This window comes from Aliiglaciecola litoralis (genome assembly GCF_039523355.1).
GTDB classification, from domain to species: domain Bacteria; phylum Pseudomonadota; class Gammaproteobacteria; order Enterobacterales; family Alteromonadaceae; genus Aliiglaciecola; species Aliiglaciecola litoralis.
Genome location: NZ_BAAAFD010000006.1, coordinates 130,858 through 145,560, shown reverse-complemented (window position 1 = coordinate 145,560; position 14,703 = coordinate 130,858). Strand labels below are relative to the sequence as shown.

General features: G+C 44.0%; 6 protein-coding genes. All 6 read right to left on the bottom strand.

Features of this window, described 5'->3' with window-relative positions; translation table 11 throughout:
• Nucleotides 1–10 precede the first annotated feature (10 nt).
• Nucleotides 11–1,852, bottom strand: coding sequence for an SGNH/GDSL hydrolase family protein (locus ABD036_RS11750; protein ID WP_343860125.1), 1,842 nt, complete (start codon nt 1,850–1,852; stop codon nt 11–13).
• A 176-nt stretch (nt 1,853–2,028) separates the two neighbouring features.
• A complete protein-coding gene (locus tag ABD036_RS11745) occupies nt 2,029–6,345 on the bottom strand; it encodes an alpha-1,6-glucosidase domain-containing protein (protein WP_343860123.1) in 4,317 nt (1,438 codons plus the stop codon).
• A gap of 65 nt (nt 6,346–6,410) precedes the next feature.
• Entirely contained in the window at nt 6,411–9,506 is a 3,096-nt protein-coding gene (locus ABD036_RS11740; protein WP_343860121.1) for a TonB-dependent receptor, read from the bottom strand.
• 513 nt (nt 9,507–10,019) lie between these two features.
• Nucleotides 10,020–10,961, bottom strand: a complete 942-nt coding sequence (locus ABD036_RS11735; protein ID WP_343860119.1) for an alpha/beta hydrolase — start codon at nt 10,959–10,961, stop codon at nt 10,020–10,022.
• Between the two features lie 3 nt (nt 10,962–10,964).
• The gene (locus ABD036_RS11730) at nt 10,965–12,785 is read right to left on the bottom strand and encodes an alpha-amylase family protein (protein ID WP_343860117.1); all 1,821 of its coding nucleotides are present in this window, start codon (nt 12,783–12,785) and stop codon (nt 10,965–10,967) included.
• Between the two features lie 163 nt (nt 12,786–12,948).
• The gene (locus ABD036_RS11725) at nt 12,949–14,469 is read right to left on the bottom strand and encodes a tryptophan halogenase family protein (protein WP_343860115.1); all 1,521 of its coding nucleotides are present in this window, start codon (nt 14,467–14,469) and stop codon (nt 12,949–12,951) included.
• Nucleotides 14,470–14,703: the final 234 nt, after the last annotated feature.

Here is a 14,703-nt window from a genome sequence, read left to right as displayed (position 1 = left end):
GTTTACTCCATCACCCTTTATCTTTAGCCTGAGTCACCATCAGTATAAATTGATCGATTTGGGCATTATTGGGTTGTGATTGTTTAGCCCGATTAAGAATTGTTAGACTCTTGGAAAACTCGCCATTTAAGAAATAATTTTGCGCTAAGGAGAGTTGCACGCGAAAATCGGTTTCGTTTAAAAATGCGGCCCGTTGCAAATGATAGGTCGACAACGGAATATTGTTGGCCTTTTTAAACAATACACCTGCTATATAATTTACGTCACTATTATTGGGCAGCGCATCAGCCAACAACCCCGAAATTTTGGCCGCCTCAGAGAGATCTTTTTGCCGTTGGTAGATTTTTAATAACGCTTGATTAATCGTCAACCAATCTCGCCCTTTGAGCCTTTCTAACAACATTTTGTTTTCAATCGAATTCGCTTCGGGCATCGGCACATCACGCGGTTCAGATGTAAATGGGTAATCGGCGGTTAAGCGCGCAATTTTAAATTCACCGTAGGCAGCATCGGCTCGGCTAACGGGTTGTTCTTGCCAACTTAACGCAGGGTCATAACCATCGACCTTTGGCAACAAGCCTTCGTTTTGCAAGACATCAACATAGGCTTTTGCTAATAAAAAATAACCCCGTATGCTTGGGTGTAAATGTTCCAACATGTGTTTACTACCAATTATGCCATCATCGGTATCAGCTCTAAGCGTATGTTGAACGCGGGCTAGAGGTAGCTGATAAGTATCCGCTAAATTGGCCAACACTTGGTTAAACACAGACGGCGCACGAAAGCGCAGGCCGTCGTAATCTCTGGCGAGTGTAAACGCCGGTTGGGCTTTGCTATTACTTCCTGCCGCTTTATAGGTATGCCCTAGCAAGAAATACAATTTTGCCTTTTGCTCTACCGTCGCGGTGTCAATATTCAATTCAAGTTGTTGGATGTTGTTAGCAAGCTGGTCGGCTGACATTAATGCAATTTTTTGGACTTCATCGGTGGATAGTTGTGAAATCGCACTAAAGGGTATTTGGTCTTTTTCATTGCTTGCTAAATCACCGAGCACGACTGGGATATTAGCTTGTTGATAGGCATCGAGAATTAATCCCATATTGTCGTTAAACTGCTCAATGCCGGCATAAAATAGTTCACTTTGAAAAGGAATGTCTTTGTCTTTCGCTATTTGTGCCATCAATGTGCGTTCATTCAATCGATTGTCACTATTGCCTTCTGGTTGACTGGCAAAAACTGCGTAATAAATTGACTCAACCAGGCGATATAATTTCAAATCCTTAACTTTAAGGTAAAGCAAGTTTGCAGCTCGTCCCCCCCTTGACGCATAAGCAGAGCCAACTCCCATGATCCCCAAATATTCATTGTGACCGGCGTAAATAAGTACGATATCAGGTTTAATTTCGATAATTTCATCAACGAAATCCAACAATGCATAACTGTTAACGGACGACATCGCGGTATTAATAATTTCGATGTGTTTGTCTGGATATAGCCGTTTAAATTGCTGTAGTAACATGCCAGACAGCGAACCCCATCGTCCGTATGGAAAGCCAGCGGCAGTTGATCCGCCTTGCACCACAATACGCAGACTGTTTGCAGGTTTTTGGGTTAAGAAATATTGTGTATCAGGGCTAACATCAGGCGCGTTATCAGGGTCCGCAAAAAAGCGTTGAATAATTTGTGGGTTGGGTTGCGAATAGCCCTCTAAACCCGCTACATCAATGAACAAGGGTTGCTGCGGTCTAAAGTTGCTAACTCGTAAGATACCTTCAATTAATAGCAAGATAACGAGCGGTATGACTATTGCGATAAGGTAAAAAACGTAAGTACGATGGCTTTTTTTAGGCATAATTCTGACTAATGATTTTTGTTTGCTAAGTCTAATTGACTCAGGCTCAGCATGCTAGAACTACCGACAAAATCCCCCTGTAAATTAGAACGTCTCCTCAATTTTACGGTGTTATCTTTAGCCTAGAAAACAAAAAGCCGCTCCAAGGAGCGGCTTTTGATCAATCATCGACTGACTTAGTCAACCGTCGAAACCGTCACTTTTGCTGATGCAGGATCAGGTCCTGTGACTTTAAAGCGATAGGTGCCTGTTGCTGGAATATCAAGCAACAAGTTTTCGCCGTTTTGGACCATGCCAACAGGAGCGTCTAGCGGCACATTAGTACCCGCTTCAGCGCCACCTAAGTTGAAGGTCGCCCAATCAGCTGAAGCAACTTTAAACTCGTAACTTCCGGCGTCTATAGCGATATCAGCAGAGTACACACCATTACCATCATAGTTCACGGTATCTACTTCACCCCAACCATTCATGCCACCACGGATAAATACCGGCGTGTCACCAAAGAATTGAGCAGAGAACACTGTAACTGTAGGCTCTTCAAGGTTTGAAGCGTTGAAGATAAAGCTATATTGGCCATCGTCCAAAGTAATAGAAAGGTTATTATTACTACCTAACAACTTCTCTTGACCTAGGGTCACGGTATTATCAGCGTCACCATTACCGAAATCGACAGTAGACCAATCGGCAGACGCTATTTTAAACTCATGAATACCGGCTGTGATGTCTAGGGTAGCGGAATAAATTCCACCTACTTCATAAGACATGGGGTCATCTTCACCCCAACCATTCATGCCACCACGTACAAATACAGTGGTACCAAAGTAGGGTTCTTCATTATCGACACTAAAGACAGGTGCTTCGCCGTCAGATGCATCAATCACAAACTTCAATGTGGCATCTTCAGTCAATGTGATTCTTAAGTTAGAGCCACCTCGCGACAAGGTTTTTTCTGTACCTAAGGTAACGTCTTGATCAGCAGATCCAAAGTCAACCGTCGACCAATCTGCTGACGCTACTTTAAATTCATACGTCCCTGCAGCAACCTCGATAACTGACTCATAAACCCCATCACCAGCATACGTCATTGCATTTCCTTCACCCCAGTCGTTGAAACCACCACGGACGAACACGGTAGTGCTACCGTAAGGGACAACATCAGGCGCACCTGACGTGGCTAATGCAGATAGGCCTTCACCTTGCGCACCAGATTGAGGTTTCACAAACACCGCGGTGGTTAAAGCCGGAACCGTAAAGGTACCTTCTCCTTCCCCAGCGACAAAGCTTGCGCCTCTAACGGTAGGATCGATTGAGTTCATCTGGGTAAGATGCAATTCAAAGCCAGCCGCAGTAGGAACGGTATGAGATTGCTCTTCATAACTGGTATTCACTACCACCACAATGGCGTCATTGAGTGGATCTAAATCTGCACGAGGCATGTCTGGATCGGCAGATACACCGTCGTCAATGCTCATAACGATTAGACCATTGGTTTGACGGCGACCAATGTTGTGGAAGCCCACTCTATCGATAATAGCTTCGCCAGTCGTTAATCTAAACAATGGACTGTCAGCACGAATGCTTAACATCTCATCAAACACAGCAGATGCAAATTCAATCTCGGTCATGCTTGCAGCACGCTCAGGAGATGCAAAATAAGTTTCCACCACTTCCCAGCTATCGGCATTGTCTTGCGCTAATGGTAAGCCTACATCCCAGTTATTGGTCTGCATGGTGAAATCGACGTAGTTGAACCAGTCGCCTGCATCATAAGTGTTGCGATCCATTGATTTAGATCGAAGGAAATCGCCGCCCATTTGGAAAAATGGAATACCTTGCGCCATCAAGGGTAAGGTCGCGGCCACGTTTTGCGCTCTGACTCTTTGCGCTAAGCTTAAGTCTTCAGGCAACACGTACTGGAATTTATCCCACAAGGTTTCATTATCATGTTTTGATACATAGTTAATGATATCCGCTGGATCAGTAGCATAGCCGCCAATACTACTTGTAGTAGAAGCAACACCATTGAAGTCTTCCAGGATATAGTTGGTCAATGTGCCGGCCAAGCTCATTTTCACGCGATCTTGGTCACCCATAGAAGCATTGTCCGCTTCACGCTTGAAAATATTACCTTGACGCACAGCTTCACGAATACGGTCATTAAAGGTACCGATTTGTGTTCCGGCCATGTTCTGTTGATTGGCTTGCTCGTAACCGCGATCCGTTTTGGTCCAACCTTCACCATAGAAATAGGTGTCAGCATCGACTTCTTTAACGGCTTCAAACAATCTCACCATAGTGGATTTAGTCGCTTGACTCATTATATCGAAGCGGAATGAATCGAATTTGTACTGTGAAGCCCACAATTTCAGTGAATCTTCCATGAACTTTTCCATCATCACATTACGTGGTTCGGTGTCGTCACAGCAGGTTTCACGTACAATCGCGCCCGACTCAACATCATATCGGTGGTAATAACCCGGTACGACTTTATCAAGTACAGACTTGCTGTTTAACTCAGACGCATTGGTGTGGTTATACACCACATCTAGGGCGACTCGTAAACCAAGACCGTGTAACGCCATGTTCATAGCGCGCATTTCTTTGATGCGAGTAACACCTTCTGGATCAGAAGAATAACTACCTTCTGGCACATTAAAGTGATAAGGGTCATAACCCCAGTTGAACTGATCAACACCACGCATAACTTCGGTTAGCTGCTGTGCTTTACTGCCTTCCCCTGTACCAAAACTTTCGTATAGATCAATCAGCTTCATGCTTGAATCGATTGACGCGTCTTTACACATAGCCGCATTGCGATTAAGTGCACACAATTGTGCAAAAGTACTATTAAGGTCAACGGTTTTTGTTACGTCTTCTTCAATAGTGGCAATATCGTTAGCAGGCAACATGTGGAAGTGAGTCACACCTTTTTCAGCCAACTTGCGTAAATGCTCAACTGGCAATGAACCTTCTTCAGTGAAAGCCAAGTATTTGCCACGATTAGCCTCAGTTGTACTCTCATCGCGTACACTGAAATCACGAATGTGACCTTCATAGATGACCGCATCTTCAAAGTTTGCGATAGTTGGGATCTCATGTGTATCCCAGCCTTCAGGCTTTAAGTCTTCATCACCAAGATTAACGAATTGTGAGAAGCGACTGTTAGTCGACAGACTCACTGAGTAAGGGTCAGTTACATTCAATACTTGAATGCCTTTGGCTTTTGGATGATAAACCGTCACTTCATAACGATACAATTGACGGTCTAATTCAGCACCACCAGTGTAGGTCCAAATACCAGTTGCAGGATCTTCTACCATTGGTTGAGTTGAAGCCAAGGTTTTATTTGCATTGTATAGCTTTAACTGCACGTTTTGAGCCGTTGGCGCCCAAAGCGCTGCAGTGATTGAATCACCGTCATACACAGGTCCCAGTGCGGCTTCGTCGGCATCCTCATCACCAGTGGTGTAGAGTTGGTCGATACCATTTGCCAATTGAATGCCCGTTGCTGCAACTAAAGTGCCGTCAGCATTGTAGCCTCCCAACACAGCTTGCGTTTTTAATACGGCTTTTGCTTCTTCATTGGTCCAAGCACCTTGATAGGCTTTCATTGATGCTAAGTGCGGAGCGATACTCGCCTGCTCTTCAGTCAAATCAACCGCCACTAGCTCAACAGCTGTGCCGTTTAATCCTGAATCTAATGATGCTTTTAAATCCGCTGCGGCTGAATAATGCAATTTAACCGTAGCGACGACTTCATCAGTATCCCAAACCAAGGTGTTCGCATCTAGCCAATGCGCCGCTTGCCCTTCAATTTTAACTGCTTGAGGACCTAAAGACATGATCGGGAATTCGAACACCGTTTCATTACCTGAGAAGGTAAAGTTCATGCGTGCGAAGTCTGGATCATCTTGAGAAAGCGGCATTCTTTTATCACCACCGCCCATTTCTTTACCAGCATCATCAGTACCGATGTGGATAATGAAATTACCACAAGCGCCCGGTGTACCGGCGTAACCGGGTTTCAAATCTAAAATCCAATAGGCACCGTAGTTTGGATCGACACCATCGTGAACTCGACCATTTGACCAGTCAGTATCTGCATCTGCGTAAGCATTACAGGCGTCGTTGCTCCAGGTATGCAGACGATAGCCTTCATACGATGGATCACCTGATGAGTTATCCGCCCCTACTGCAGCACGGTTGTAGTACAACACGGCTTGATCAGCAGTTGGCGTAGCCACAGGTGCCGGCAATGAAGGATCAGCGCCAACAACACAGGCGTCATTAGTTTCATTAGGAACCGTGGGGGCATCACACTGAATTGGCGGCGGTGCCACACACTCAGTTCCAGTCGAATTAGGTACATTTGGGACGCTACAGGTAAGCAATGTATTGCTACCGGACTTCACGTCAGCACCACCACAACCAGCCAAAATTAAGGCAGTTGCTATAAGCATCATGTTTAAAGATGCTCTTACATTAGTAAACATAGGTAAATACTCCAATGTTATTTTCTTTTGAGAGCGACGATTCGATGTAAATAAAGTTATTAATTTCATAGCGAGTACGTCACCCCAAGGAAGTATTGGGTTCCAAAATATTGAATGGTGCCGGTTTGTGATTCACGACCAAAATAACTCTTAGTCGGTGCATCCGTGAGGTTGTTGATTTGAAACAAAACACCCAAGTTATCATTGATATCGTATGACGCTTGGTAGTCAATGATCATTTCATCATCAAAGTTAACGGTCTGTTCGTTCACTGCAACCTGTTTAGAAACGAAAGCATCACGCCATCTGACGTTTACCCGAGTTTCAAACCCTTCGTATTCCCAAAACAAGGTGCCATTAACCACGGTTTTAGACAAACCTGGCAATTGCTGCGGTACATTTTGACCACCTAAATCAGTTTGGAACTGTATTTCACTCTCTGTATAGGAATAGCTAGCACTGACCCCTAAACCATCAAAAGGCGCCGGTAAAAAGCTATACACTTGAGTATAAGCTAGCTCTATACCACGAATATAACCGCCTTCTTTATTATTCACAGCCGTGCTGTATGGTCCATTTGTGGTAGGGACTGTAATAAATAAGGGTTCACCGTTTGCATCTGTTGCTTGTTCCGCTTCAGCATTAGGATCGTCAGAATCTAAAAACACCGCAACGTCTACTGAGCTTGGTACTTGAAATCCATTAGCAGAGAAGTCAAACGGGTCAATGGTAAATTCGTTTATAAAGGATTTAATGTCTTTATAAAACAAGGCAACCACTAAAGCGCCGTCAGTATCTTCAAAATAATGCTCATAGGAGATATCGTACTGGTTAGCATAGAAAGGACGTAAATACGGGCTATTAGTGGAACTACCTGATAATTCCGCTTCACGGTCTACTGTTATTTCACCCGAATCAGGATCCATAGTGGCGTTGACATCAGCCACACGTACGTTAGTGTTTGCAAACAAGCGATTAATTGGCGGTCGGCCCATTACTTTCGCTGCAGCAAAACGTAATTGATCTTGGTCAGTAAGTTTAAAGTTTAAGTTTAACGAGGGTAAATAATCGGTGTATTTATCCACTAACAATTCAGGTCGATAGAAGTTGTTAATTAATCCGACTTCATCGGTGATCAATTGCGCACCTAGCGCAGGGTCGCCCATTACAACTTCAACCGTTGTCGTTTCGCCCGTTTCAGGATCGACACCTTCAACCTCTAGGGTGCGGCTCACGTCTTGTAAAAAGGTAGAGGCTTGTTCTGTTTCAACTCGACGAACACCAATATTACCGGTTACCGGTAAATCACCAATCTCGGTATCAATATTTGCCATGACATAAGCAGAGGTGACTTTTTCGAATACATCGCCACTTTCTAGCACTGACCATGCGGTGTTAGTGGTGCCGCCAGGGCTATTGATAACGCCAGGGTGTCCTGCACCCCAAGTTTGCACAGGTTGCGGTGCCCCTTCTGGGAACCAAGCATTCAGTGCTTTATCTAGATCGATAGACAGATAGCTTGGGAAATATCCAAAATCCCCTTCCCAGTTCACCACAGACGCCATATTGCCATTTAAGGCTAACGGTGGTTGACTAGAAGAAAATGAAGAATCACTACCGTACTCATACACTGAGCGATCGTTTGAATAAGTACGATCAGAATAACGTGCGCCAAATTCAATTGACGAAATAAACGCGTTGTCTAATTCGTATTTGAAATCTAAACGATAAGCGTACAATTCGTCTTCGTTTTTGTACGGATAAATACCGTATTTAGTCACATAGACATTCTCGATATCCGAGAAAGCATCAAATTGACTAAAGCCAATATCCGGTAGATCTAAGCCATTTAATAAATACGAAATAGAAACATCAGAATCAAAACGCGCAACACCTTCGTCATCATCGGCACCAACTAATGACCAAAGCAAGCCATTTCTAAATTCACTTTTTGCCTTTGAATAGGAAAAGTCAGCGGTCATGCTGAGATTATCAGTGGCTTGCCAATCGGCATTAATACCAAAGTTTTCAATCTCATCAAAATCCTGGTTGTCATCATTTACCAGTTCAACACGAGTAAATGAGTCTGGTCCGCGGCTAAAAGTACCACCAATAACCGTGTTATTTTGCACTACGGGGTTAGATATAATGGCAGTACCAGGCTCAAGTTTGACCCTGAATCCACGGGCGAATTCTTCAGAATCAAAGCGCGAATAAAACGCATCTGCTTTTAATACAAAATTATCGGTTGGTGCCCACTCTAATGCAGCCATATAGCCGTCGCGAGTTTCTTCCCCACCTTTGTGCTGCATCTCGAAGCCTTCACTGACGAATTCGCATTCGATGCACTGTTGGTCTTTAGGGATATTGGATGAAGGATCGTAGTTATCTTCATCGCCTTCCAAAAAGTCTACGTCACGTTCTGTACCATAAGCTAAGCCGATAAACTGGGTTGAAACACTGGGTTGGAATAAACGTGCATAACCCAACGCCAAGCCGAGTGTATCGTCTAAGAATTTCGCTTGATAAGAAAAACTGATTCGATGACCGAACTCTTCTGCGTCAGAAACTTCACCGGCACGATCATTGAACATTCCACGTACGTTCATATTGAACTTGTAATCTTCCGAAATAGACAGTGGACTGGCGGTTTGTAGCTCCACTGTGCCTGCAACGCCGCCTTCAATGAGCGACGCTTTAGGAGATTTGTATACCGCAGCAGAAGAGATTAACTCTGACGGGTATTGATCGAACTCGATAGAGCGGGAACCGCTGGTAGAGACCTGCTCTCTGCCATTAAGCGTAGAGAATACAAAATCTCCTGATAGACCACGAATGTTAATTTCGGCCGCTTGTCCACCGGTACGTACCGCAGATATCCCAGGTAGACGAGTTAATGCGTCAGCCATAGAAACGTCAGGCAATCCACCTAAGTCATCAGCGGATAATTGTTCAGAGACCGTGTCGCTAAAACGCTTTTGGTTTAACGATTTGATAAGACTGGTACTGAAACCTTTTACTTCGATTTTTTCAATTTGATCACTCGCTGCACTCTCAGGCTGCTCTGAGGCAGTTTCCTGAGCAAAGGCATTGGCTCCGGTCAGCGCCATACCACTGGCCATAAAGGCAACTGTGATCAAACTGGGTCTGAATTTTTTCATGTGTGTTTCCCGTTCCCGTTTGTAGTTTTAATAGATCTGACTAATTTTTCTCTTTCCATAGAAAAGCCAACTAGCAGATTTTTACGATCGCATCATGTTACAACTGTGTTAACACTCTCCACAATCTTGTGCATACGTATTCAAAGCAATGATTTCGTGTTTTGTTCATAGAAACGCAATTTGATTTGCGCAAACCTTTGTTTTTTATGAAGTTGATAGATTCTTCAAGCACCTATAATTGCGCCTGGTTTTGCCGCATATTTCATTATTTATTCGATGTTTTATGAGATAAACAGCCCTAAAGGTAAATTAACTTTCCATTTACCTTATTCATTAACCAACAAATTACATTTAACACAAGACATGTAAACACCCTGATCACGCGACAATCCCCCCCTCAACACCTGCTATCCAGAGTTCAGGTCAAATTGCCGGTAATCGAGTTACCTCGGCGATATCCTTTACCATCAAACACCATCGTTATGTTTGAAAGACATGTTTTTAGGAGCTGAATTATTGAAAAAGCCACAATACACTTTGCGCGAAACGTGACGCCCAAAAGGATTCATTGTGCTCAGCGTCTACCACTACTTCAGACCGTAGATGTTTCGCAGGATGCTGTTGCGATTGGATAAGTCTCACCATTTTATTGGTGTCTGCCACCATGCCATCACCTTCTTTCGTACCGACTAAAAAATCCAATTTTGCCGATTTAGGCAATGGGTTTTCTTGCGTTAAGGCAAAGACTTGTTCGGAATACCAAAACGACGGTGAATAAATGCCCGCTTTGCTGAACACATCAGGTCTGGTGTAAATCGCAAAATGCGAAAACAGTCCTCCCATTGAACTGCCCATAATGCCTGTATTAGTGACATCCGCTTTCGTGCGGTAATGGGTATCGATATAAGGTTTTATCACGTCAATGATCAAATTGAGATAAGCCTTGCTTTCAGAGCGACCATATTCAGCGTGATCGTAGGGACCTAACTCCACAATACGCTTATCTCCACCGTTATCTATGCCCACCACAATCAATTTGAAATTATGCTGTTTTGCTAATTGGTTTAACGCCTCATCGACACGCCACTCACCCACAAAAGAAGTTGCATCATCGAACAGGTTTTGACCGTCGTGCATATAAAGCACCGGATAGTAGTCGGTGTCATTATCATAATCCGGAGGCAAATATAAACGCACTTTTCGCGTGCGATCTAACCCAGGCACTTTAAATTCCACCGGTAGAATATGCACATTAGCTTGCGCTGTAGAGGTTGTCGATGGGGTTGGACTTTGCTGGTTCTGTACGTCAGCTTTATCGTTTTGAACTGAAGTATCGTTTACAACATCGGAAGCGTCAGAGTTGTTTGCTTGCTGCGATGACGGTTGGCAACCAAGTGTGCCCGTTAATGTGAGAACAACACATATAGCGATACAAAACATGCGTGAATGATGCATTATTTACCTCAAATTAGACTTTTCAAAAGCCTTAAACTCAATGACAATTGCAGACTTAGCCTGAATATTAATCTGAATATTTCCGACACCTTGTTCAACATGCAGTTGATAGTCACCAGCTGCCAATAAATCGCGTCCTTGAAAAAGACCATCAGCAAAGTGAAGCTTGGATACTAAGGTTTCGGGAATAATAAGGTTGTATGATTTAGCGTGACTACTAGCAAAGCTGCTAACCACTATCAGTAATGAGTCGTCAAGCCAGCGGGCAAACGCAAACTGGCTGCCATCGTAATCTGACTGAGTCAAACGATTGGCTGAATGTAAGCTCATGTACTCTCCCGCCATTGCAGGATGATGGGCCGATATATTAAGTACTTGTTGATAAAAATCGCGTAACGAAGCTTCTTCTTCAGTCAATTGCCCACCGTCAAACAATCCGTTGTTCATCCAACGCTGATGAGCTGGAACACCGACATAATCAAATATTGAGGTTCTAGAAGGCTGGCCAAAACCGGCGTTTTCACTGCCGTCTTCCCCCACTTCTTGGCCAAAGTAGAGTAACGTAGGTGAAGTACTGATAAGTGAAGATACGACTAACGCCGGTTGGCCCCATTGGGCATCACCTGCAAATTCTGGACTAGCAATGCGCTGCTCATCATGATTTTCTAAAAAGTGCAGCATGTGGTGCTCGATGTCTTGCATGCTTGTCTGGATTATTTCAAGTGCATCGGTAGTTTGCCGCTGCCCAATGATTGCTTTAATAGCGTCGTAAAACCCGACTTTATCGTACAAGTAGTCCATTTTTGCTAGTTGCAGATAATCTCGGTATAAACTTGGGTTGTATACTTCGGCAAGAATAAAGGCGTTAGGATTTTTACTTTTTATCGATGAATTTAAATAGCTCCAAAATTCAACCGGCACCATTTCTGCCATGTCGTAACGAAAGCCATCGACCCCCTTGTCGAGCCAATAATGCACTATGTGTTCAAACTTGAGCCAAGAATCAGGGACAGATTTACCGGCCCAAAACGCCGCATGCTGCTGATAATCGCGATGACGAAAATCATCAGGTAAAGTTGGAAAGTCGTAACTGCCATCCGGCCTGACACCGTAATTTACCTTCACGGTTTCATACCAGTCGTTGATATCAGGCTGTGCTTGTCGAGCACCGTTACCCGTCCATTTGGCTGGCGTTTCAAAAAAACGGCCATCAGCCAGTGGGTGTTCTTCTCCTCCCAAAGGAACTGCGCTTTCGGGCACTCGAAACGACTTGCCGGGGATATAATAGAAATTATTATCCCGCGCATATTCAACGTCGGTATTGTCTGTTGCGCCAAAATCTTCCACGCCATCCGGCTTCGCAACTGATTGATAATTGCGGGCTACATGATTAGGCACGATATCAATAATGACTTTCATACCGGCAGCGTGAGTGCGCGTAATCAACTGCTCAAACTCGGCGAGTCGATTTGCGGGGTTGTCGGCTAAATCCGGATTAACTGAATAATAGTCCTTTACTGCGTAAGGTGATCCGGCGCGGCCTTTGACCACGTCAGGATCATCTTCGCTAATATCATATTCAGTGTAATCGGCAATGACAGCGTGATGTGGTACACCGGTATACCATATGTGAGTCACACCCAATTCCTTTATACCAGCCAGTGCTTGCCGATTAAAGTCACTGAATTTACCCACACCATTTTGTGCAATTGTGCCCCACGGAATGTTGGCGCTTTTCATATTGCCAAATAGGCGAGTAAAGACTTGATACACCACAGGCTTTACTGCGTTAGGGGATGGTTCGAAGCTAGGTTTTTGAGTCATTGTATGGCAACCTAAAATAATTACACTAACCGCTGCAACACAAGCTACTTTGACCATATTAGAATTTCACCGCATGACATTTATTAACGTTCCATTCACAAAGTCTAACGGTTAAACCTAACTAGATCAGTATGATGCATACGTATTCACGCTTAACAAGGTGTTACGATTTAACTGAATTAGTGCTTTTCAATGCATCTAGATTGGCTTGATGACTGGCAAAATTCAACGCACAGCGTTGATTAAATTGCGCAATATTTTGCTCTTTATACAAATCTCCTTTGCCCGGTTGCTGGGCAGCAAGCGGAGGGAAGGCACCGTATCCAGCCAATAAACAATGCCAAGAAATGGTGCCGAAGTGGCTGTTGAGCTGTTGACGGTTTATCTCAGCGTCTAAATCTTCACGCTTATACCAAACATTGAGGAGTTGGATTAACGAATCTGACAGATGTTGATTGTCTCGATTAGCATGCCAGTAATCAGTGTCTTTACGGGTATTGAGTTTGTAATGTGCCACTATATAGTCTCGCACCCGTTCAAATCGTTCGCTTATCGTTTTATTAAACTGGGATTGGTATTTATCGCTAAACTCGCCTTTCTCAAATTCAGTCATAAAAATTTCAATCCCCACCTGGACAAGGTGCAGCGCTGTCGCCTCAAGGGGTTCAATAAACCCTTGTGATAAGCCCAAACCTAGGCAGTTGTGCGACCAGTGTTGGTCTAACTGACCCACTCGCATGCTAAGATGACGACACTGTTGCGCATCTTCCAGTGTACCAAGATGTGTTCTTAACTCACGCTCAGCTTGATCATCACTAATAAAATCAGAGCTATAGACATAGCCATTGCCAAATCGATTGGTCAGCGGGATCTTCCACGCCCAACCATTACTTAAGGCAGTAGCAAGAGTTTCGACAGGGATGGTTTGCTCATCCATAGGTGTGGGCATGACCACAGCCCGGTCATTAAATAAGTTGTTTTTAAAACGAGTAAACTTAACACCCAAGGTTTTTTGCATCAGTACCGAAGCAAAACCACTGCAATCGACGAAAAAGTCGGCCTCTATTGGCTCTCCCTTATCCGTTATCAGCGCGGCTATATCGCCATTTAGATGTCTTGTCACTTGCGCAATTTTTGCCTGAATATGCTCAACGCCTTGCGTTTTAGCATGTTCGGCTAAAAAACCGCCCAATAAATGAGAGTCAAAATGGTAACCATACTCCATGTCAAATGGAAAATTATCAGGTGCCACAGGTCCTTTACCTTGTTGGGCCAAGATACCGTTTAATAGAAAATCATCAGGCTTAACATGCGTATCTAAGCCAAGGCGCCGGGTACGCGAATTAACAAAAAGTGCTTTTTGGGTGAAGGTGTCAGTTTGGCAAATGAAGGGGTGACTATAGTTATCAATACCTGATTCAGGGCTCCAATCGGCAAAACGAATGTTCACTTTGTAGGTCGCGTTACAGCGCGGCATCCATTGTGATTCAGCGATATTAAGCATTTCAAAAAAACGCTTTAAGGTGGGTGTTGAGCCCTCACCTACCCCTACAATACCGATGTCAGGTGATTCAACCAAGGTAACTTTGACATTCTTTGCGCCCCACTGATTGGCAAACAAATTCGCTGCCATCCAGCCTGCGGTACCACCACCGAGAATAACGATATGTTTAGATTGTTCCACGACTCACCTTGCTGACTACTCCCTTTTGCAATTGCGTTAATCTACCCGTTTATCATCACAAATCAAATCTTTAACCTGAACTGAAGGGTAAGATGTATCGGGCAATTAACTATTTTATAATGAATTCAAAGTGTTAGTGAGGATAAGTAAAAGCGAGTCTTGGTACGCAATAGCTAGCCTATTGCTAGAAGACTCAACGCAGATAAGCGTACAAAAGGTGTTATTGAGGGACAC